General features: G+C 71.6%; 17 protein-coding genes. 9 read left to right on the top strand and 8 right to left on the bottom strand.

Annotated elements, in window-relative coordinates; genetic code table 11:
- Position 1: 1 nt before the first annotated feature.
- The gene (locus tag ACIBJH_RS03110) at positions 2 to 1,141 is read right to left on the bottom strand and encodes an AAA family ATPase (protein ID WP_200714157.1); all 1,140 of its coding nucleotides are present in this window, start codon (positions 1,139 to 1,141) and stop codon (positions 2 to 4) included.
- A 133-nt stretch (positions 1,142 to 1,274) separates the two neighbouring features.
- On the opposite strand from ACIBJH_RS03110, the gene ACIBJH_RS03115 reads away from it, so the two are divergent.
- The gene (locus ACIBJH_RS03115; RefSeq protein WP_399115096.1) at positions 1,275 to 2,627 is read left to right on the top strand and encodes an SWIM zinc finger family protein; all 1,353 of its coding nucleotides are present in this window, start codon (positions 1,275 to 1,277) and stop codon (positions 2,625 to 2,627) included.
- A 67-nt stretch (positions 2,628 to 2,694) separates the two neighbouring features.
- Positions 2,695 to 4,299 (top strand): DUF5691 domain-containing protein, encoded by a 1,605-nt coding sequence (locus ACIBJH_RS03120; protein WP_399115097.1) that lies wholly within the window; start codon positions 2,695 to 2,697, stop codon positions 4,297 to 4,299.
- Positions 4,300 to 4,340: 41 nt separating this feature from the next.
- On the opposite strand, the gene ACIBJH_RS03125 is transcribed toward ACIBJH_RS03120, so the two are convergent.
- Positions 4,341 to 4,757, bottom strand: coding sequence for a cobalamin B12-binding domain-containing protein (locus ACIBJH_RS03125; RefSeq protein ID WP_019066802.1), 417 nt, complete (start codon positions 4,755 to 4,757; stop codon positions 4,341 to 4,343).
- 401 nt (positions 4,758 to 5,158) lie between these two features.
- Here ACIBJH_RS03125 and ACIBJH_RS03130 point away from each other — a divergent pair, with 401 nt between their 5' ends.
- Together ACIBJH_RS03130 and ACIBJH_RS03135 are read left to right on the top strand one after the other, a co-directional pair.
- Positions 5,159 to 6,025, top strand: coding sequence for an esterase/lipase family protein (locus ACIBJH_RS03130; protein WP_399115098.1), 867 nt, complete (start codon positions 5,159 to 5,161; stop codon positions 6,023 to 6,025).
- A gap of 565 nt (positions 6,026 to 6,590) precedes the next feature.
- Positions 6,591 to 8,123, top strand: coding sequence for a M23 family metallopeptidase (locus ACIBJH_RS03135; RefSeq protein WP_399115590.1), 1,533 nt, complete (start codon positions 6,591 to 6,593; stop codon positions 8,121 to 8,123).
- A gap of 12 nt (positions 8,124 to 8,135) precedes the next feature.
- Here the strand turns inward: ACIBJH_RS03135 and pcrA are convergent, their stop codons facing one another.
- Positions 8,136 to 10,637 (bottom strand): DNA helicase PcrA, encoded by a 2,502-nt coding sequence (pcrA, locus tag ACIBJH_RS03140; RefSeq protein ID WP_399115099.1) that lies wholly within the window; start codon positions 10,635 to 10,637, stop codon positions 8,136 to 8,138.
- Positions 10,638 to 10,869: 232 nt separating this feature from the next.
- On the opposite strand from pcrA, the gene ACIBJH_RS03145 reads away from it, so the two are divergent.
- Both ACIBJH_RS03145 and ACIBJH_RS03150 read left to right on the top strand, forming a co-directional pair.
- Positions 10,870 to 11,682, top strand: coding sequence for a C40 family peptidase (locus tag ACIBJH_RS03145; RefSeq protein WP_399115100.1), 813 nt, complete (start codon positions 10,870 to 10,872; stop codon positions 11,680 to 11,682).
- Positions 11,683 to 11,791: 109 nt separating this feature from the next.
- A complete protein-coding gene (locus ACIBJH_RS03150) occupies positions 11,792 to 12,781 on the top strand; it encodes a tellurite resistance/C4-dicarboxylate transporter family protein (RefSeq protein WP_399115101.1) in 990 nt (329 codons plus the stop codon).
- On the opposite strand, the gene ACIBJH_RS03155 is transcribed toward ACIBJH_RS03150, so the two are convergent.
- Complete coding sequence (locus ACIBJH_RS03155; protein WP_399115102.1) at positions 12,759 to 13,112, bottom strand: hypothetical protein; 354 nt, start codon at positions 13,110 to 13,112, stop codon at positions 12,759 to 12,761. The two genes, ACIBJH_RS03150 and ACIBJH_RS03155, sit on opposite strands and share 23 nt — an antisense overlap.
- A 414-nt stretch (positions 13,113 to 13,526) precedes the next feature.
- On the opposite strand from ACIBJH_RS03155, the gene ACIBJH_RS03160 reads away from it, so the two are divergent.
- On the top strand, positions 13,527 to 14,603 hold the full coding sequence (locus ACIBJH_RS03160) for an NlpC/P60 family protein (RefSeq protein WP_399115103.1): 1,077 nt from the start codon (positions 13,527 to 13,529) through the stop codon (positions 14,601 to 14,603).
- Between the two features lie 13 nt (positions 14,604 to 14,616).
- On the opposite strand, the gene ACIBJH_RS03165 is transcribed toward ACIBJH_RS03160, so the two are convergent.
- Positions 14,617 to 15,336, bottom strand: a complete 720-nt coding sequence (locus ACIBJH_RS03165) for a response regulator transcription factor (protein WP_201052794.1) — start codon at positions 15,334 to 15,336, stop codon at positions 14,617 to 14,619.
- Entirely contained in the window at positions 15,333 to 16,661 is a 1,329-nt protein-coding gene (locus tag ACIBJH_RS03170) for a PspC domain-containing protein (protein WP_399115104.1), read from the bottom strand. Before ACIBJH_RS03170 ends, ACIBJH_RS03165 begins: the two co-directional genes overlap by 4 nt.
- 185 nt (positions 16,662 to 16,846) lie before the next feature.
- Between ACIBJH_RS03170 and ACIBJH_RS03175 the strand changes: the two genes are divergently transcribed.
- Both ACIBJH_RS03175 and ACIBJH_RS03180 read left to right on the top strand, forming a co-directional pair.
- Positions 16,847 to 18,283 carry a PspC domain-containing protein gene (locus tag ACIBJH_RS03175; protein ID WP_399115105.1) on the top strand — a complete coding sequence of 479 codons (1,437 nt, stop codon included), beginning with the start codon at positions 16,847 to 16,849 and terminating at the stop codon, positions 18,281 to 18,283.
- On the top strand, positions 18,270 to 18,512 hold the full coding sequence (locus ACIBJH_RS03180; protein WP_399115106.1) for a hypothetical protein: 243 nt from the start codon (positions 18,270 to 18,272) through the stop codon (positions 18,510 to 18,512). Before ACIBJH_RS03175 ends, ACIBJH_RS03180 begins: the two co-directional genes overlap by 14 nt.
- A gap of 7 nt (positions 18,513 to 18,519) precedes the next feature.
- Here the strand turns inward: ACIBJH_RS03180 and ACIBJH_RS03185 are convergent, their stop codons facing one another.
- Positions 18,520 to 19,050, bottom strand: a complete 531-nt coding sequence (locus ACIBJH_RS03185) for a DoxX family protein (protein ID WP_399115107.1) — start codon at positions 19,048 to 19,050, stop codon at positions 18,520 to 18,522.
- 202 nt (positions 19,051 to 19,252) lie between these two features.
- The gene (locus ACIBJH_RS03190; protein WP_399115108.1) at positions 19,253 to 20,533 is read right to left on the bottom strand and encodes a hypothetical protein; all 1,281 of its coding nucleotides are present in this window, start codon (positions 20,531 to 20,533) and stop codon (positions 19,253 to 19,255) included.
- Positions 20,534 to 20,711: the final 178 nt, after the last annotated feature.

The following is a 20,711-nucleotide window of genomic DNA, read 5'->3' on the forward strand; positions in this document are numbered from 1 at the left end:
CTCACGCGCTCACCTCACGGCAGGCCCGGTAGAAGTCCTTCCAGCCGTCGCGCTCCCGGACGACCGCTTCCAGGTACTCCTGCCAGATGACCCGGTCGGCCGCCGGATCGCGGACGACGGCGCCGAGGATGCCCGCGGCGACGTCGCTCGGCCGCAGCAGTCCGTCGCCGAAGTGGGCTGCCAGGGCTAGTCCGTTGGTGACTACGGAGATCGCCTCGGCCGTGGACAGCGTGCCGCTGGGCGACTTCAGCTTCGTGCGCCCGTCCGCCGTGATCCCGTCGCGCAGTTCACGGAAGACGGTCACCACCCGGCGGATCTCGTCGACGCCCTCGGGCACCGCCGGCAGGTCGAGCGAGCGGCCGATCTGGTCGACGCGGCGGGCGACGATGTCGACCTCGGCGTCCGCGCTCTCCGGCAACGGCAGCACCACCGTGTTGAAACGGCGGCGCAGAGCGCTGGAGAGGTCGTTGACGCCGCGGTCGCGGTCGTTCGCCGTGGCGATCAGGTTGAAGCCGCGGACGGCCTGCACCTCCCCTCCCAACTCCGGTATGGGCAGCGTCTTCTCCGACAGGATCGTGATCAGCGAGTCCTGTACGTCGGCGGGGATACGGGTCAGTTCCTCGACCCGTGCCGTCATCCCCTCCGCCATGGCCCGCATGACGGGGCTGGGCACGAGGGCGTCGCGGCTCGGGCCGTTGGCGAGCAGCTGCGCGTAGTTCCATCCGTAGCGGATCGCCTCCTCCGGTGTGCCCGCCGTGCCCTGCACGAGCAGCGTCGAGTCACCGCTGACGGCGGCGGCCAGGTGCTCGGAGACCCAGGTCTTGGCGGTGCCGGGCACGCCGAGCAGGAGCAGGGCGCGGTCGGTGGCGAGTGTGGTGACGGCGACCTCGACGATGCGGCGCGGGCCGACGTACTTCGGTGTGATCACCGTGCCGTCCGGCAGAATGCCGCCGAGGAGGTAGGTGGCGACCGCCCACGGCGACATCTTCCAGCGGACCGGGCGCGGCCGGTCGTCCTGTGCGGCGAGCGCGGCGAGTTCGTCGGCGAAGGCGTCCTCGGCGTGCGGACGCAGTGCCTCCGGCCGCTCGGCCGTCTGCTTCTCACTCGCCTGCGCGTTCATGGGTTCTGCGGACACAGTCATGGCTGAGGCCCCCTCCAGCTCGGCCGGTTCGGATCTGGTGTCCACCGTGCACCACGCCACTGACAATGCGATCTGACCTGCGGAAACGCTCGCGCCAGGCCGATTGTCAGTGCCGGGATCTACCTTCGATGTCATGACTCAGCAGGGGGTGCGCTGGACGGCTGATCAGGTGCTGGCACTGGCGCCTGACGCAGCGTCACGCAAAGCGGGAAGCAAGCTCGGGGCGGCGGGGCCGTGGTCCGAGGCGGGGAGTTCCGACGAGGGGACGGTGTGGGGGCTGTGCAAGGGCAGCGGCAGCAAGCCGTATCAGACGGTCGTCGACATCGCGGACGCCGCGGGGCCGGCGTACAAGTGCAGTTGTCCGAGCCGCAAGTTCCCGTGCAAACACGCGCTGGGACTGCTGCTGTTGTGGGCGGGCGAGGCCGGCGCGGTGCCGGCGGGGCAGGCGCCGGACTGGGCCGAGCAGTGGCTGGCGGGGCGGCGCAAGCGGACGGAGGAGAAACGGGCGGCGGACGCGTCCGGTTCCCCGGCCGCCGCTGATCCGGAGGCGGCGCGGCGCAGGGCGGAGCGCCGGGCCGAGCGGATCACCGCGGGCGCGGGCGAGTTGGAGCAGCGGCTGACGGACCTGCTGCGCACCGGGCTGGCCTCGGCGGAGCAGGCGGGGTACGGGCTGTGGGAGGAGACCGCGGCCCGCATGGTCGACGCGCAGGCGCCCGGACTGGCCGCGCGGGCACGGGAGTTGGGCGCGATCCCGTCCTCGGGACCGGGCTGGCCGGTGCGGCTGCTGGAGGAGTGCGCGCTGCTCCATCTTCTCGACCGGGCCTGGCTGCGCCGCGAGTTGCTGCCAGCTGGTCTGGCGGCGACGGTCCGTTCCCGTATCGGCCTGCCCGGTTCGGCGGACGGCCCGCCGGTGCGCGACAGTTGGCTGGTCCTGGCCCAGTACGACACGGCGGACGCGAAACTGACGACGCGCCGGATATGGCTGCACGGCACGGCGTCGGACCGCACGAGCCTGCTCCTCTCCTACGGCGCGGCGGGCCGTGCCCCCGAACTCGCGCTGCCGGTCGGGCTGGCACTGGAGGCGGAGGTGTCCGCGTTCCCCGGTGCCGGGCAGCTCCGGGCGGCCCTGGGCGAGCAGTTCGCGCCGCCGGGGCCGACGACGGCACGTCCGCGAGGTGTGACGACGGAACAGGCCGCTGCCCGCTACGGGGAGGCGCTGCGGGACGACCCGTGGCTGGACGCGGTCCCGGTGACCCTGGACCGCGTCGTACCGACCCCGGACGGCGACTCCTGGCAACTGGCGGACGCCGACTCGGAGTCGGCGCTCCCCCTCACTCCCGCCGCCCGTTCCCGGCCCGGCCTGTGGCGGCTCGTCGCGCTCTCCGGCGGCGCCCCGGTCAAGGTCTTCGGCGAGCTGGGCCACCGGGGCTTCACCCCGCTGACGGCTTGGCCGGAGGCGGCCGGAGAGCCGGTCTCCCTGTGCTGAGCGCACCCACCGATTCGCCGGTGTCGCTGTGCTGAGCGCACCCACCAACTCGACGGAAAGGCACCGCATGAACAGCACCTCCGCCGCGGGCGACTGGGAGGAACTCGTCACCACGGCGCTGCTCGGCACGGACCGCCGTACGCCTTCGTGGTGTGCGCCGGGCCAGGACGCGCCCGTGGCGCTGTTGGACGCGGCGGCCGTGGCGACCGTACGACGGCGGGCGGGGCTCCGTCCGGCGCGGGCGGCCGAGCGGCCGGAGCCTGCCGTGCCCGACACCCGTCCGCCGCTGCCCGTGGCGGCGGCCCGCAGACTGGTGATGCTGCTCACCGACCGTCCGGGCACGGGCGGCGGGGGACGGCGGGGCAGCTCGCCCGATCTGATGGAGTTGCTGCCCCAGTGGCTCGCGGCGGTCAACGCGCGCGGTTTCGGCGCGCCCGTCCAGGTGCTGCCCGCGCTGTTGGACGCGGCCCGGGGGCGTACGGATCTGCGGCCGGCGGCGCTGGAGTTCGCGGGCCCGCGCGCGTTGTGGCTGGCCCGGCTGAACCCGGACTGGCGGTTCGCCCTCCGTGCCACCCCGGGCGGCGGCACGGCCCTGCCGGACCTCGACGACCCGGGGCAGGTCCAACAGCTGTGGCAGGAGGGGCTGTTCGCCGAGCGGGTCGCGCTGCTCGCGGCGATACGCGCACAACGGCCCGCGGTCGCACGGGAGTTGCTCGTCACCACCTGGGCGACGGAGCGGGCGGAGGACCGGCTGATGTTCCTCGACTCGCTGCGGACGGGGCTGACGGCCGAGGACGAACCCTTCCTGGAACAGGCGTTGGCCGACCGGAGCCGCAACGTACGGGCCACGGCGGCGGAGTTGCTGTCGGCGCTCCCGGACTCGGCGCTCGCCGCGCGGATGGCGGTCCGAGCCACGGCCTGCGTGGCCGTCGACCGGACGAGCGGGGAACCCGGCCTGGTCGTGGAGGCACCGCACGAGTGCGACCCGGGCATGGAACGGGACGGCGTGATCGCCAAGGCTCCGGCCGGGCGCGGTGAACGGTCGTGGTGGCTGGGCCAGTTGGTGGAGGCGACACCGCTCGGGACCTGGGAACGGCGACTGGGCGGCCGTACGCCCCGGGAGATCGTGGCGCTCGCGGTGGCGGACGACTGGCGGAGCGAGCTGCACGCCGCGTGGTGCCGGGCGGCCGTACGACAGCGGAACGCCGAGTGGTCCCGGGCGTTGCTCAGGTCGCCGTCGGCGCCCGAGGCGGGCGGGCCGGGGGCGGTGTCGCTGGCCGAGCGCGCCAAGCTGCTGAGCACGCTGGGCGGGGGTGAACGGGCCGAGTGGGTGGCCGGGTTCATCGCGGCGCAGGGGCTTTCCGAGGCGTTTCAGCTGCTCGGGGTGTGCGCGGTGCCGTGGGCCGCGCCGCTGGGGCGGGCGGTGGTGGACGCGCTCAACATCGCGCGGGACGCGGGGAGTTACCCATGGAGTTTCAGTGGGGTGATGGGACTGGCCGAGCGGTGTCTCGATCCGGCCGAGGCGAGCCGACTCGACGGGTTGCTGGCGGTGCCGGACGAGTCGGAGGACGCGGCACCGGGAGCGGGGGGCTATTGGGCGGAGGCGTTTCAGCGGTTGGTGACGACGTTGCGGTTGCGGGGCACGATGGCGGCGGAGCTGGAGGCGCCGTAGGCGGGATGATCACCGGCGTCGCAAAGCGAAGCCCCCTGGCCTTACGCCCCGGCCGGTTGCCGCACGTTCTCCCGCACCCAGTCGACGATGGACTGTGTGGTCGCCCCGGGGGTGAAGATCTCCGCGACGCCCTTCTCCTTGAGGGGGGCGATGTCCGCCTCGGGGATGATCCCGCCGCCGAACACGAGGATGTCCTCCGCCTCGCGCTGCTTCAGCAGGTCGATCACCGCGGCGAAGAGCGTGTTGTGGGCGCCGGAGAGGATGGACAGGCCGATCGCGTCGGCGTCCTCCTGGATCGCGGTGTCGACGATCTGCTCGGGCGTCTGGTGGAGGCCGGTGTAGATGACCTCCATACCGGCGTCACGCAGCGCCCGCGCGATCACCTTGGCCCCGCGGTCGTGGCCGTCGAGCCCCGGCTTGGCCACCACCACGCGGATCGGACCGGCTGCCACACCCATCACTGCCTCCATGAAGCGACTGCGTTCATCCCTACCGACGGGTACCGCGGCACCCGCGCCGGTGCGGGGAGTGAACGAACGTTATCTCCAGCATCCCGCAACCGGCAGTTTCGCGGTGGATACCGAGGGGGAAATCACACGATGGGACACGTTCACCGCGCAGCGTTCCAGCGGGAACAAGCGCAACGGGAGCCGCAACGAGGTCGCCGCACCACCGCGCCGCAGGCCGCGCGCCGTGGTGGCGCGGCGCATCGGCGCAGGCACGAAGGGCACGCAGGGCAGGTGCGCCACGCCCGCCCCGCGCGTACCCCTCGCGCTTTGCCGGTGGTCCTCGCGGTGGCCTCCCACGAGGGCACACGGGGGACGGAGCTGTCGATCCGTGTGCCGACAGGAGGTCGGCCATGAAGGTCACCAGGGCGGTGCAGCCCCTTCTCCCCCTCTGCCAGCGCCTCCTGCCCAGCAGGCTGGCGGGGCTCTCCATGACCCTCCTGAAAGCGACGGCCCTGGAGATCGCGATCCTCGCGGGCCACCTTCTCCTCTATCCGTCCGGCATCACCCAGGAACGCAGGCTGCCGCTTCCTCCGGCCCCCTCCCCGGAGGACGCGGCACCACTGCCGACCGAGGCGAAACCCCCGGTGGTGCTGTTGCACGGGTTCATCGACAACCGCTCGGTGTTCGTGCTGCTGCGCCGGGCCCTGGCCCAGCACGGGCGCCGGCCGGTCGAATCGCTCAACTACTCGCCGCTGACCTGCGACATCCGGACCGCCGCCGAGCTGCTCGGCCGGCATATCGAGGAGATCTGCGAGCGCACGGGCAGTGAGCAGGTGGACATCGTCGGGCACAGCCTGGGCGGGCTGATCGCGCGCTACTACGTGCAGCGGCTCGGCGGTGACCTGCGGGTCCGCACGCTGGTGACGCTCGGGACCCCGCACTCCGGCACCGCCGTGGTCCCGCTGGCCAACGCCCATCCGATCGTCCGCCAGATGCGGCCCGGCTCGGCGGTGATCGAGGAACTGGGCCTGCCCGCCCCCGGCTGCCGTACGCATTTCGTCAGCTTCTGGAGCGACCTCGACCACCTGATGGAGCCGCTGGAGACCGCCCGCATCGACCACCCCGACCTGATCACCCAGAACGTGCAGGTCAGCGGTATCGGCCATCTCGCGCTGCCGGTACACCCGGCCGTCGCGACGGGTATCTGCCAGGCCCTCGACACGCCACGATCGGAAGCGCCTGCCGCCACTCGCCGGGGCGGCCTGACGGTGGCCTGACCGGCGCCGCGCTTCAGGGGCGCGCGGCTCCTATTGGTAGCAAGGGTCCCCGCACCGAACACTGACGGTGCCCGCCTCCGCCGCCGGGAACACCGCCGCGCCCTGCGTCGGCGCGAGCCGGTGCGCGCGGCTTGTCTCCCACTGCGCGGGGGCGGCCGATGCCGCCGGACCCACGAGGCCGACCGTCGCCGCTGCCAGCACCACAGCGATCCCCGCACGTTTCCACACCCTCATGACGCTCTCCCCACGTCGAATGCCGTCGACCGCAGTCAACGCGCCCGGCCTCCGGCACGGGAAGCATTTCCATGCTCTTCGAAGCGTCCACACAGGGCGCCGACAGCGGCTGAACAGCCTCCAGCCTCGAACGTCATTCGAACGCAAGGCCAAACCCATGCCCGCCGTCCCCCGAAACACGGCCGAATGCCCGTTTCCGGCTGACGCGAAACCTGAGGAAGATTGTCGGGCCCGCGTACTGCCGGGTACAGTCGCCGCACTGCTCTGCCAGCCCCTGTTGTCGAGGCGAAAGAGAAGGAAGTTGGTGAACGACCGTCACCCGTCGGGGATCATGACCACCCCGGCTCCGGCTTCCGATGCCACCTCGGCGCAGTACGCGTCGTACGGCGGACAGGACGCTCAGTACGGTGACTTCACCACGTACGGCGACCACTCCGCCACGGGTTTTCACCCCGGCGCGGACATCGGCCAGGCCACCGCGAGCTTCGCCACCGACCCCCTCTTCGGCGACATGCAGAGCCACGACACCGGCTCGCACGCCACCGGCGCCTACGACTCCTCGGCCTGGTCCACGGGTGGTCAACACACCCTGAACTACGACCCGTACGCGGCCCAGCACCACGCCGCCTACAACGACACGGGCGCGTACGGGACCACCGCCTGGTCGGCCGACTACCAGCAGCTGTCCGCCATCCCGCCGCAGGCCACCGGCCACGACCACAGCGGCCAGTGGAACGCCGACGCCTGGCTCCAGCCCGACCAGTCGGCCCATTCCGCCGCGCCCGCCGACCAGACCCAGCAGTGGGAATGGGGCACGCAGGCCTTCGACACCGGCGCCTACGACGCCACGCAGTGGAACGCCGACGGCAGCCCCGCCGACGCGACCACCACCTTCGAGCAGGCGTCGTACGACATGACGCACGAGGGCACGTACGACGGGACACACGGGGACTCGTACGACGAACCCGCCCCGGAAGACGGCGAGTTGACCGCGACCGGCGAGATGCCCGCCCTCGACACGGCCGAGCCGGACCGGGACGGATCCGAGGCGCTGCCCGAACTCCTCGAAGACCAGGAGGAGTTCACTCCGGCCCCGGCGACCGCCTCGCGGGCCGCGGGCCGCAACGGGAGCCGTTCCCGGCGCCGTACGCCTCCGAAGCGGTCCGCGCTGATGACGATCGCCGTGCCGTCCGCGTGTGTGATGGGGGTGGCGGGGATCGCCGCCGCGTCCGTCGGCACGCTGACCGGCGGCAGCGACACGACGGCGTCCGCCTCCGACGCGACCACGGTGAAGCCCTCCGTCGCGAACAACAAGCTCGACGCGCAGATCAAGAGCCTGTCCGCCGGCGCCGACGACTTCGCCGACCGGGCCAGCCGTACGCAGGAACGTATCGACCTCAAGGCCCAGCAGGAGGCCGAGAAGAAGAAGGCGGCGGCGGAGGCGGCCCGCAAGGAGCGGCTGCGCCCCAAGTACGTGCTGCCGGTGACGCAGAAGGGCCTCAGCGCCTACTTCGGCCAGGCCGGCGTCAACTGGATGTCCGTGCACACGGGCATCGACTTCCCCGTCTCGTACGGCACGACGGTGATGGCCGCGACCGACGGCGTCGTCACCACCAAGTGGAACAGCGCCTACGGCAACATGCTGATCCTCACGGAGAAGGACGGCACGCAGACCTGGTACTGCCACCTCTCCAGCTACCGCGTCGCCCCCGGTACGACGGTGAAGGCCGGCGACCCGATCGCGTACTCCGGGAACTCCGGCAACTCGACCGGCCCGCACCTGCACTTCGAGGTGCGCCCCGCGGGCGGCGCGGCGATCGACCCGCTCCCGTGGCTTCGCAGCCACGGGCTCGACCCGACGTAACTCCCGCTCCCCCTACAGCTTTTCCACCGGCGCGTACCGCAGCAGCAGGCGCTTCGGCTTGGCCTCTCCGAAGTCGACCGTCGCCTCCGCGTTCGCCCCCGTGCCGTTCACGCCGACGACCGTGCCGAGGCCGAACTGGTCGTGGGTGACCCGGTCACCGACCGCCAGGGACACGACCGGCTTCTCCGAGGCCCTGCGCGTGGCGAAGCCCGACGCGCCCGACGCCGACGAGCGCGAGCGGGTCGAGGACAGCGAGGCCGCGATGCCCGAGGCCGGACCCGTGGACGGCGGGGCCGCCATGGCACCGGTCCGCTTCCACTCCACGTGCGCCGCCGGGATCTCCTCCAGGAAGCGGGAGGGCGGGTTGTACGACGGCTGTCCCCATGCGCTGCGCAGCGAGGACCGGGTCAGGTACAGGCGTTCCCGCGCGCGCGTGATGCCGACGTAGGCGAGGCGACGCTCCTCCTCCAGCTCCTTGGTCTGGCCGAGGGCACGCATGTGCGGGAAGACGCCGTCCTCCATGCCGGTGAGGAAGACCACCGGGAACTCAAGTCCCTTAGCGGTGTGGAGAGTCATCAGGGTGATGACTCCGGAGCCGTCCTCGTCCTCGTCGGGGATCTGGTCCGAGTCGGCGACCAACGCCACCCGCTCCAGGAAGGCGGCGAGCCCGACGGGCGTCTCGCTCTCGCCGTCGCCCGCACTGTTCTCCTGCTCGAACTCCAGGGCCACGGCGGCGAGTTCCTGGAGGTTCTCGATGCGGGTCTCGTCCTGCGGGTCGGTCGAGGCCTGCAACTCGGCGAGATAGCCGGTGCGTTCGAGGATCGCCTCCAGGACCGTCGCCGGGCCGGCGCCGGACTCGACGATCGTACGGAGGTCCTCCATCAGCGTGTTGAACTTCTTGACCGCGTTCGTCGACCGCGCGGCCATGCCGTAGGCCTCGTCGACGCGCTTCAGCGCCTGCGGGAAGCTGATCTTCTCGCGCTGCGAGAGGGCGTCGATCATCGCCTCGGCGCGCTCGCCGATGCCGCGCTTGGGGACGTTGAGGATGCGGCGCAGCGGGACCGTGTCCTCCGGGTTGGCCAGGACGCGGAGGTAGGCCAGGACGTCCCGGACCTCCTTGCGCTCGTAGAAGCGGACACCGCCGACGACCTTGTAGGGCAGGCCGACGCGGATGAAGATCTCCTCGAAGACACGGGACTGGGCGTTCGTCCGGTAGAAGACGGCGACGTCCGAGGCCTTGGCCTCGCCCGCGTCGGTGAGACGGTCTATCTCCTCGGCGACGAACTGCGCCTCGTCGTGCTCGGTGTCGGCCACATAGCCGGTGATCTGCGCGCCCGCGCCCGCGTTGGTCCACAGGTTCTTGGGGCGGCGCGACTCGTTGCGCTCGATGACCGCGTTGGCGGCGGAGAGGATCGTCTGTGTGGAGCGGTAGTTCTGCTCCAGGAGGATCGTCGTCGCGTTCGGGTAGTCCTCCTCGAACTGGAGGATGTTGCGGATCGTCGCGCCCCGGAAGGCGTAGATCGACTGGTCGGCGTCGCCCACGACGCACAACTCGGCGGGCGGCAGGTCGTGTTCGCTCGGGGGTACGTCCTCGTCGTGCGCGCCGGTGCCGACGAGTTCCCGTACGAGCGCGTACTGCGCGTGGTTGGTGTCCTGGTACTCGTCGACCATGACGTGGCGGAAGCGGCGGCGGTAGTGCTCGGCGACGTCCGGGAAGGCGCGGAGCAGGTTGACCGTCGTCATGATCAGGTCGTCGAAGTCGAGGGCGTTGGCCTCGCGCAACCGCGACTGGTACATGGCGTAGGCCTGGGCGAGGGTCTTCTCGAAGCCGTCGGCCGCGCGGGCGGCGAAGTCCTCCTCGTCGACCAGTTCGTTCTTCAGGTTGGAGATCTGGGCGCTGAACGACTTGGGCGGGTAACGCTTCGGGTCGAGGTCCAGGTCACGGCAGACCAGGGCCATCAGGCGCTTGGAGTCGGCGGCGTCGTAGATCGAGAACGAGGAGGTGAAGCCGAGCTTCTTCGACTCGCGGCGCAGGATGCGCACGCACGCGCTGTGGAAGGTCATCACCCACATCGCGTTGGCGCGCGGGCCGACGAGCTGCTCGACGCGCTCCTTCATCTCGCCCGCGGCCTTGTTGGTGAAGGTGATCGCGAGGATCTGGCCCGGGTGCACATGGCGCTCGCCGAGGAGGTGGGCGATGCGGTGGGTGAGCACACGGGTCTTGCCGGAGCCCGCGCCGGCCACGATGAGCAGCGGGGTGCCGGAGTGGACGACTGCCGCGCGCTGGTTCTCGTTCAGCCCGTCCAGGAGGGCTGCCGGGTCCACCGCCGGGCGCGGGGCGCCGTCCCGGTAGTAGGCGTCTCTGCTCGCGGGCACGTCGAACTTCCCGCCGAACAGGTCGTCCGGAACCGGCTCCGGTCCGTGCTCGTCCTCGGGCGGTGGCGGGGGCTCTTCCTCGTGGGCCCGAGGGGCCTTGAGATCCGCCAGGAAGCTGTCGTCAAAGAGGCTGCTCATCGCCCTCCGAGTTTAGGGCGCCCCACTGACAACCGGCCGCCACCCCGAGAACTCGGGAAAATTCACGGTCCAGAACCGGTCGACAACGGTCAGCGACGGCCAGACGCACACATGACCGAGGTCACTCAAACGTATCGGGCATATCGGCCATCGACCTTCACACAAGCCACACAAATTGGTTAGCGTGCGATCAAGCTCCACGGCCCCACCGACCCCGGAAGGAGTCGCCTCCTTGGCGTCGTCGCACCGCAAGCCGCGTTCTGCGGGCTCGCGCATCGCAGGCATATGGACCCCCGCCGACGACGGCGGCGACCGGAGCCCCGGAGAGGTCGAGCAGAAGATCGACGACCTCTACCGCCGGGCGGACTCGGCGACCGAGAGGCGCAGCGCGCCCAAGCGCACGCAGAAGATCAACTCCCTGCGGGGAAAGCCGAGTTCGTTCACCGCCACCCCGCACGACCACTACGACCATGCCCAGGTGATGAGCCGGCTGGCCGCCCGCCGCAAGGACGCGGTCGCCGCACACCTCACGGAGCGGTCCACGACGACGGGGAAGCGCCTCCAGGCCCCTGACAGGACGCGGAGCGACCCGCGGACGGCCAAGGCCACCGTCCAGGAGAAGCTCTCCACCGCCCGCACACTGTTGTCGCAGTCGGCCGCGCGGCAGCAGCGCCAAGAGGCAGCGGCGGCACTCGCGCAGCAGGCCGTCGCCTTCGCCCGCGCCCAGGTCGGCAAACCGTACGTCTGGGGTGCCGCGGGCCCCGGCTCGTACGACTGCTCGGGCCTTACCCAGGCCGCCTGGAAGGCCGCCGGAGTCGCCCTCCCGCGCGCGACCGCCGCCCAGTCGAACGCCGGCACGACAGTCCACCTGGCCGACGCGCAACCCGGTGACCTGGTCTTCTTCCACGACGACGCCAGTCACGTCGGTGTCTACGTGGGCGACGGCACGATGATCCACGCCCCGAAGCCCGGCGCCTACGTCCGCGAGGAGTCGATCCACTACGGGGACGCCTCGCTCATCCACAGCGTGGTGCGGCCGGCCTGAGCCGAGTCCGGGAGTGTTTTTGACGGCCACGCACGCGTGCAGGTGTTTTCGGCGGCCACGCGCGCGTGGCCCCCTGCCCGCACCGGGGCCGCTCCCTAGCATCGGACCCATGTCCGGTACCGGTACCTCCCGCTTCCGTGCCTGGTGGGCGCAGCGTCCGCCGGCGGCCGGAGCCGTCGTCATGGCGACCGGCATCATCTCGGTCGGCCTGCATCTCACCGGGTACGAGGTGCTGTCCCGTATCACCTTCGCGCTGGCCTGCGCCTTCTGGCTGGGACTGGCCGCGGACTTCGCCGTACGGCTGCTGCGGGACCGGCGGAGATGGCTCACGGAGGCGGGAACGCCCGGTGCTGTGACCGCCGTCGCCGCGACCGCCGTACTCGGAACCCGGTTCTCGATGGCCGACTGGCAGACCGTGGCGGAGGCACTGCTCGCGCTGGCGGCGGTGCTGTGGCCGGGGTTGCTGGTGCGGGTCCTGGGGAACTGGCATGGCCGTATGCCCGGGACGGTGTTCCTCGGCTGTGTGGCCACGCAGTCGCTGGCCGTGCTGGGGGCCACGATCGCCGGGGCCGAGTCGGTGGCCTGGCTCGCGCACACCGCGCTGGTGCTGTTCTGGTTCGGGCTGGTCCTCTACGGGTTCGCGCTGGCCCGTTTCGAGTGGCGGCAGGTGATCATCGGGGCCGGTGACCACTGGATCGTCGGCGGCGCCCTGGCCGTGTCGGCGCTGGCCGGGTCGAAGCTGATCGCCGCCGACAGCGTCCGCCTGTATCTGTGGAACTCCGACGACCGGGGTGTCCTGCGGGCCGTGACCGTGGCGCTGCTCGTGCTCGATGTGGCCTGGTGCGTGGTTCTGCTCGCCGCCGAGATCGTCTGGCCGCGGCTGCGTTTCGACCTGCGCCGCTGGTCGACGGTGTTCCCGCTGGGGATGACGGCGGCGACCATGCCGTCGGTGGGCACCGCCGTGGACGTCTCGTGGCTCAGGACGCCGGGGCAGGTGGTGCTGTGGATCGCGGTGGCGGCCTGGCTGGTGGTGGCCGCGGGGACGGTCCGGTTCTATCGCGCCGGCACGTCCGGGGTCACGTCCACAGGACCGCGATGAAGATGTTGACCATGGTGAGACCGCCGACCAGGGCGAACTGGTTCTTGTCGACGCTTTCCTCGTCCCGGTTCACATAGACGAGGCCGAGGATCACGATCAGCACCGCGAGCTTGACGCCGATCTTGATGGTGTCGACGTGGTGACCGGCGACCTGATTGAGGCCGAACAGGATCGCGCCGGTGAACAGCATGGTCAGCGCGCCGTGCAGCATGCCGGGCACGAAGCGGGCCGTGCCCTGGCTCATCGACTTCATCTGGGTGAGGAAACCACCGAGCAGCGCGGCGATGCCGATGATGTGCAGGCCGACGAAGAGATGGATGAGTACGTCCATGGTTCCGGAGCCTATGCAGGGGCCCGGGGCCGGCCGACACCGGGCTGCCCTGTCACTCACATGACCTCGCATATATGCGGCCCATAGCACCGCGTCACCACCCGCCGCACCGGAACCGCCGCATCGGTCAGCGCGCCGCGTGAAGGCGGTGGCCCCGGACCGGAATCACAGTCACTTGGCGTCAAAAGACGATCACCTCACATCATTTCCGGACATGCGTTACCGGGCCGTCATCTCCAGGTTTAGCGTCCTCCACCAGGTGACCGGCTCCCCACCGCCGCCCGGACCAGGGGCGGCCGTCGGACACCACCGCCGAGAAGGTCCGGCGGCGGCCGGCTCCCCCTGTGCGGGCCGTCGCCGGACGCGCAAACCGCCCGCTCCCCCGGCGGTCGTACGAAAGGACGTGCAGTCCAGGTGGCAGCGCACCGCAAGCCCCGACAGCGCTCGCTCAGCGGCCATACGGCCCGCACCGCCGCCACGATCGCCCTCGCGGGCGCGGCGACGGCGACCGGCTTCGACGGGACCTCGCACGCCGAGCCACAGCTGACACCGACACAGGTCAAGGCCAAGGTGGACAAGCTGTACCAGGAGGCCGAGGTGGCCACCGAGAAGTACGACGGCGCGAAGGAGAAGGCGGACGCGGCCGAGAAGCAGCTGAACACCCTGCGGGACGAGGCGGCGCGCAAGACGGAGAAGCTCAATTCGGCACGGGACGCGCTGGGTTACGTGGCCGCCGCCCAGTACCGCAGCGGCGGCATCGACCCCTCGGTGCAGCTCATGCTCTCGGACGACCCCGAACAGTATCTGGACGGCGCCGAGTTCGCCGACCGGGCGGGCCACCGGCAGACGGCGGCCGTCGCTCTCGTGCGTCAACAGCTGCGGGAGATCGAGCAGTTGCGCGGCGCCGCGCACGTCGAGCTGACCTCGCTCAAGTCGCGGCAGGCGGAGCTGGGCAGGCAGAAGAAGACGATCAACGGGAAGCTGGACCAGGCACGACGGCTGCTGTCCGCACTGCCTCCGCAGCAGCGGACCCGGGTCGAGCAGACCGCGGGCACCTCGGGGCGCGCGTCACGGTCGGCGACCACGGCACGCGACGGGCTGCACGCGCCCGGCTCCGCCGCCGCCACGGCCGACGCCCCCAACTCCCGTGCGGCGGCGGCAGTTTCCTACGCCTACCAGAAGCTCGGCAGCCCTTACGTGTGGGGCGCGACCGGCCCCAACGCCTTCGACTGCTCGGGCCTCGTCCAGGCGGCCTACAACTCCGCCGGCGTCTCGCTGCCGCGCACCACCTACGCCCAGATCAACGCCGGCCAGCGGGTCTCCCGGGACGAACTGCGCCCCGGCGACCTGGTGTTCTTCTACTCGGGCATCAGTCACGTCGGCATCTACGTCGGCGACGGCCAGATGATCCACGCCCCGAACCCGTCGGCTCCGGTGCGGCTGGCGCCGATCGACCAGATGCCGTTCGCCGGCGCGACGCGGGTGGTGTGAACTCCCTTACGGGTCACACCAGTCGGCGTGCCGTCGCCCAGCGGGTCAGCTCGTGCCGGTTCGACAGCTGGAGCTTGCGCAGCACCGCCGAGACATGGGACTCGACCGTCTTCACCGAGATGAACAGCTGCTTGGCGATCTCCTTGTAGGCGTAGCCGCGGGCGATGAGACGCAGGACCTCGCGCTCGCGCTGGGTGAGGCGGTCGAGGTCCTCGTCGACCGGCGGGGCGTCGGTCGACGCGAAGGCGTCGAGGACGAAGCCGGCCAGCCGCGGGGAGAAGACCGCGTCGCCCTCCTGGACCCGGAAGACGGAGTTGACGAGGTCCGTGCCGGTGATCGTCTTGGTGACGTAGCCACGCGCACCGCCGCGGATCACCCCGATCACGTCCTCCGCCGCGTCCGACACGGACAGCGCGAGGAAGCGGACGGGCTGCTCCGCGTCGCTCATCAACGGGGCGCAGCGGCGCAGGACTTCGACCCCGCCGCCGCCCGGCAGGTGGACGTCGAGGAGGACCACCTCGGGGCGGGTCGCGGTGATGACCGTGACCGCCTGGTCGACGTCCGCTGCCTCGCCGACCACCTCGACACCGGTCTCCTCGGTGCGGCCGATCTCCGCCTGGACCCCCGTACGGAACATGCGGTGGTCGTCGACGAGGACCACGCGCACGTGACGCCCGCCCGCGCTCCCGCCGGTCGGCTCCACAGGCTCGTTCGTCTCGGTCGCGTCGCTCATGACGTCTTCTCCGCCCTCTCCATCTCCAACTCGACCTCGGTACCGCCGTCCGGCACCGCGCGCAGCCGTGCCGTGCCGCCGTGTCGCTCCATACGGCCGATGATCGATTCTCTGACGCCCATGCGGTCGGCGGGTATCGAGTCCAGGTCGAAGCCCGGTCCGCGGTCGCGGACGGACACGAAGACCTTCTTCCCCTCCACCTCGGCGTAGACCTGCACGGCGCCGCCCTCGCCACCGTACTTGGCCGCGTTCACCATCGCCTCGCGCGCGGCCTGCATCTGGGCACCGATTCTCTCGTCGAGCGGGCAGTCCCCGACGATGACGACCTCGATGGGGACTCCGTGCTTGTCCTCGACCTCGGCCGCGCTGCGCCGCACCGCCTCGGCGAGGGTGTCGGGTTCGTCGGCCTCGTCCTTGCCGGTGCCCTCCGGTTTGTAGAGCCAGGCGCGCAGATCGCGCTCCTGGGCGCGGGCCAGGCGGCGCACCTCGGCCGGGCTCTCCGCGTTGCGCTGGATCAGGGTCAGGGTGTGCAGCACGGAGTCGTGGACATGCGCGGCGACCTCGGCGCGCTCCTGGGCGCGGATGCGCATCAGGCGCTCCTCGGAGAGGTCCTGGGTCATCCGCACGAGGTACGGGCCGGCGAGCAGGGTGATGCCGACGAGGACCGCGAGGGCGGCCTGGAGCACCGAACCGAGGTGGGCGGCGGAGCCCTGCAGGACGAAGATCGCGGTGGCGCCGGCGGTGACCAGCAGGACGCCGCCGCCCGCACGCAGCAGGCTGAGCGTACGGCGCCGGCCGCCGACCTCGGCCCAGCGGGCACGGCGGGCGTTGTCCGCCTGGCGCCAGACGAGGGCCACGCCCGCGCCGACGAGGACGACCGGGAAGAGATAGGCCTTGGCGCCGTCGCCCAGATTCACATTGCCGACGAAGACCAGTGCCACGACGACCATGAGGAGCAGGGCGACGATCTGGCCCTTGTCCGGCTTGCGGGCGACGAGTCTGCGGCGGCCGTCCGGCGAGGTCTCGGTGGAGACGAGCGACGGGGGCCGCTGGCCGGCGACGCCGCCGACGCCGAGCGGCACGAAGAACCAGAACGAGGCGTACAACAGCGCGCCGAGTCCGTCGGCGAGGAACAGCCCCACGAACACCAGCCGCACCCAGATCACCGGCAGGCCGAGATGCCCGGCGAGCCCCCGCGCCACTCCGCCGAGCCAGCGTCCGTCGCTGCTGCGGTAGAGCTTGCGCGGCGGCCGCGGGTCCTCGACTGGCACTGCTGCGGCTTCCGGCATGCCACCGATGTTCACACGGCCCGCCGCCCGGAGCATCAGGGTCGGCCCCGGAGACTCCCCTGATCTTCGGAATCGGCGTGGCTCAGGGGCCTTTCGCGGTGTCGGGCGCGGTGTCGGGGTCGGTGTCGAACACTCCCCCGGTCCGTGTCAGGGCGGATTTCAGGGTTCGGCCAGGGTCGTCCCGACTGCCATCGGCGGCTCGCGGCGGGCAGCATGGACGCATGACAGATCACGAGCACGCCGCGACGGGTCCGGGACCCGGCTCCGGCCCCGGCCCGGCAGCGGGCGGCGGGCCGCAGGACGCCGTGCCCGCAGCGGGTGCCGCGTCGTCGCCGGGCGCCGCGTCGCCGGGCGCCGCGCCCGGCGACACCCTCACGGCCGCGCCACCGCACCGGTTCCGGCGGGACCGGCGGTTCAAGGTGCTCGCGGGCGTGTGCGCGGGGCTCGGGCGGCAGTGCGACATGGACCCGGTGATCTTCCGGATCACGCTCGCGGTGCTCTCGGCGACGGGCGGCATCGGCCTCATCTTCTACGGCTTCGCCTGGCTCTTGGTCCCGTACGACGACGAGGAGGAGAACGAGGTCCGCAAGCTCTTCACCGGCCGCGTCGACGGCCAGGCTCTGGCCGCCGTGCTGTTCGCGCTGGTCGGCTGTGGTGTGTTCCTGTCGATGCTGAGCAACGGCAGCGTGCTCACCTTCGCCGTCGTCCTCTCCCTCCTGCTGGCGGGCGCGGGGTACTGGTCGCAGCAGCGCGGCGCCCCCGACCCCGACCCGCTGGCCGCGCAGGCCGTCGCGGACGCCCCGCCGGAGGCCCAGGCACCGCCGGTGCCCGCCTCATATCCCTCCTGGTGGCGCGATCCGATCGTCAAGGACGGCACCCACGTCGGTGGCACCGGGTATCTCTGGGGCCCCGGCGACTCCCGCACCCGCGACATCGCGGACGCGGTCCACATCAGCCTCGGCCCTTCCTACCCGCACTGGCCCCAGGATCTGCGGCCCCCGCGCCCGCCCGCCCCGAAGCCGCGCGGTCCTCGCTGGATCGGCGGCTGGGTCTTCCTGCTCGCCCTGTTCGCCGGTGCCCTCGGCACCGGCGCGCGATGGGACGACCAGGCGCTCGGCACCAGCTTGCAGACGGGCCTGGCCTGCGCGCTCGTCGTCTTCGGACTGGGGATCGCGGTCAGCGCGTTCGCGGGGCGTACGGGGGCGGGCTCGGTGTTCCTCGCGATCGTCACGGCCGGCCTGCTCGCCGCCTCGGCGGCCCTGCCCAAGGACCTCACCACCCACTGGGAGCGCCTCACATGGCAGCCCACGGCGGTGACCCAGGTGCAGCCGAAGTACGACCTGGGGAACGGCGTGGGCACCCTGGACCTGACCCGGCTGAGGCTGACAAAGGGGCAGACGGTGACGACGTACGCCACCGTGGGCATCGGGCAGTTGAAGGTGATCGTGCCGTCGGACGTGACGGTGAAACTGAGTGTGGACGTGGGCGTCGGGGACATCCAGTTGCCCGGTGACGACAAGAAGGACGTGGACGTGGAACCGGGCAAGCACAAGCAGGTCACTCTGACCCCGGCGACGGGCGTGAAGAGCACCGGCACGCTGGACCTGGACCTCCGGGTCGACGTCGGACAGGCGGAGGTCAGCCGTGCTGCGTCATGAGTTCCAGCCCGGGAAGCTGGTCATCGGCCTCTTCCTCGTCGCCGCCGGCGTGGCCTACGCCGGGGACGCGGGCGGGCTGTGGGTGACCGAGTGGTTCGCCGTGATCCCACTGGTCGTGGCCGGTCTGGTGCTGGCCGGTGTGGTGGCGGGCATCAACGGGGCGGTCCGCAGACGACGCAGGGCCGGCCGTACGAGCACGGCCGACCCCGGTCCTGAGATATCCGGCTGAGGGCTGACTACCGGTAGCCGCCCGCCCGCTGCCTTCGCCTCGCTCGTAGTGCCGCGTCCAGGGAGAACACGGAGGCACCGGCGAGGACGAGGGGCAGCCAGGCCATCAGATAGGCGAGGTCGTTGCCGTAGTAGTACGGGTCGGACTGCCAGCTGATGGTCAGCCACAGGCTGAGGGAGATCAGCGCGCCGCCGAGTGCGGCGATGCGGGCCAGCAGGCCGATCAACGTGCCGATACCGACGGCGAGTTCACCGAAGGCCATGGCGTAGCCGAAGCCGACGGGGCTCTTCAGGGCGAGGTCCACCAGGGCGGGGATGGCCGAGGAGTCACGCACCCCGCGCATCGTCTCGCCGATCGACCCGGCACCGGAGGCCTTCATGAATTCGCTGCTGGTGAGTTTGTCCAGGCCCGCGTAGATGAAGGTGACGCCCAGGAAGACGCGCAGTGGAAGCAGGGCGTATCGGGTGGCGGTGTCCCGCCAGCTCCGGTCGCCGTCGAGGTACGGGGTTTGCGTATCCATTCGAGTGCCGTGAGTCATCGCCCTTAGCCGCCTCTCGCCCGCCGTTGACCCCTCAACAGACCATACGTACGAAAAGGGGGACCCGCTCAACCATGCTTCGGACAGTTTTTCGGAATTCGGCCCCGTTCGGGCGGCGACCGACGACGTTCTATGGATATTCAGATGTGGGCGCGGATCCGCCGGGCACCCGCAGGACGTCCTCGCTCATCCATCGGCCGGGTCAGTCCGCCACGTCGACGACGCAGGCGTTCGTCTCCACGCCGGCCGCGGTCACGACCTGTACTTCCACCCGTCCGGGCTCGACGTCCACGGGGACCGGGACGGTCAGGAGGGTGTCCGTCGGGTTGGAGAAGCCGCCGGTGACCGGGACCAGGGGGACGTGGACGTTGACCGGCCCGATGCGGACGACCATGCGGGAGAGGCGGTCGGCGGTCTGGGCGCCCGGGGGGACGAAGCCGGCGCCGCGGATCTCGATGTCGTCTCCGGTGCGGATCGGGGCGTCGAGGTCGCCCGCCTCGCGGGAACGCACCACCGAGAGGATGACCGGACGGCCGCCCTCCGCGTACTTGCCGGCCAGGTATGTCGCGGCGGAGATCAACACCACCACCGCCAAGCCCCAGGGCAGATCGGGCAGTTGGTCGGGGCGGCGGGCGAGTCTCACGGCCGCGAAGACGAGGGCGACGGCGCTGATCGCGACGTACTGGATGTCGGCGAAGGTGCCGCGTCCGGCGTCGTCGGTGAGGAGGTCGGCCGCGCGCGGGCGGTCGGCGGGGATCTTCTGGAGGCGCTGGCCGAGGACCCGCAGGCCGACGACCCGGCGGACGAGTACGGCGATCGCGCAGACCACGGCGAGGACGGTCACCACACCGGCGCCGCGGGCGAGTTCGAGGCCGGAGATGAGGGCGTCGCGTTCGGCGTGGTCGGAGGCGGCGGCGAGGCGGCCGGCCAGGACCAGCACCGCGTACGCCACGAACAGCACCCAGGACACGGCCACCGCGCGGGAGGTCGACAGCCGGTTGTCCTCACCGATGACCGGGGCCAGTGCCCCGCCGCGCGCCCGGTGGAACCAGGAGGCGGCAGTCAGCGCGCCGGCGACCACGAGCGCGGCCAGCAGTCCGGCCGTGCGGGCCGCCGTCCAGCCCGCGCCGATCGCGGTGAACGCCTGTACCAGAAGCAGTACGACGAAGCCGCCCCACACGGCGAGGGCCGTGCGGTGCCACAGGCGCGCCAGCCAGGCGCCGCCCTCGGCACGGCCGCGTTCGGCGACGTCGTCGGCGGACTGGGTCAGTTCGTCCGAGACCCACTGCCGGGAGGCGGACGCCGAGTGCGCCACCGCCGCGGGCAGGCCCTCGCCGGCCGCGAAGCCGTCCCGCTTGACCAGGAACGCGGCGACCGCGCGCCGATGCCCCTCGCGTGCTCCGTGCGGGCAGTCCCCGCAGGTGCAGCCCCCTCCGTGGGCACCGATGTGCTCGCCGCCCTGTCTCGCCTCCTGCACCGCCACGCCCGACGCCTGCCTTCCCCACGACCCTCATGGACCTCGGCCCTCGACCCCGGGCCCTCACGTTCGGCGACCGGCTCCGAAGCCTTTGGCCACCGCCTTGCAACTCCCGCACGACAACAGCGGATTGTGCCCTACGGGACACGGCTCGCGTCCGGCAGGTCTGGTCAGCGCGGGTGAA

Source organism: Streptomyces sp. NPDC050548, from assembly GCF_044457385.1.
GTDB lineage: Bacteria > Actinomycetota > Actinomycetes > Streptomycetales > Streptomycetaceae > Streptomyces.

Excerpts from the sequence above, each read along its gene's own strand:
- ACIBJH_RS03110 (WP_200714157.1), bottom strand. The coding sequence starts at position 1,141 with ATGACTGTGTCCGCAGAACCCATGAACGCGCAGGCGAGTGAGAAGCAG.
- ACIBJH_RS03115 (WP_399115096.1), top strand. The coding sequence starts at position 1,275 with ATGACTCAGCAGGGGGTGCGCTGGACGGCTGATCAGGTGCTGGCACTG.
- ACIBJH_RS03120 (WP_399115097.1), top strand. The coding sequence starts at position 2,695 with ATGAACAGCACCTCCGCCGCGGGCGACTGGGAGGAACTCGTCACCACG.
- ACIBJH_RS03125 (WP_019066802.1), bottom strand. The coding sequence starts at position 4,757 with ATGGGTGTGGCAGCCGGTCCGATCCGCGTGGTGGTGGCCAAGCCGGGG.
- ACIBJH_RS03130 (WP_399115098.1), top strand. The coding sequence starts at position 5,159 with ATGAAGGTCACCAGGGCGGTGCAGCCCCTTCTCCCCCTCTGCCAGCGC.
- ACIBJH_RS03135 (WP_399115590.1), top strand. The coding sequence starts at position 6,591 with ATGACCACCCCGGCTCCGGCTTCCGATGCCACCTCGGCGCAGTACGCG.
- pcrA (WP_399115099.1), bottom strand. The coding sequence starts at position 10,637 with ATGAGCAGCCTCTTTGACGACAGCTTCCTGGCGGATCTCAAGGCCCCT.
- ACIBJH_RS03150 (WP_399115101.1), top strand. The coding sequence starts at position 11,792 with ATGTCCGGTACCGGTACCTCCCGCTTCCGTGCCTGGTGGGCGCAGCGT.
- ACIBJH_RS03155 (WP_399115102.1), bottom strand. The coding sequence starts at position 13,112 with ATGGACGTACTCATCCATCTCTTCGTCGGCCTGCACATCATCGGCATC.
- ACIBJH_RS03165 (WP_201052794.1), bottom strand. The coding sequence starts at position 15,336 with ATGAGCGACGCGACCGAGACGAACGAGCCTGTGGAGCCGACCGGCGGG.
- ACIBJH_RS03170 (WP_399115104.1), bottom strand. The coding sequence starts at position 16,661 with ATGCTCCGGGCGGCGGGCCGTGTGAACATCGGTGGCATGCCGGAAGCC.
- ACIBJH_RS03175 (WP_399115105.1), top strand. The coding sequence starts at position 16,847 with ATGACAGATCACGAGCACGCCGCGACGGGTCCGGGACCCGGCTCCGGC.
- ACIBJH_RS03185 (WP_399115107.1), bottom strand. The coding sequence starts at position 19,050 with ATGACTCACGGCACTCGAATGGATACGCAAACCCCGTACCTCGACGGC.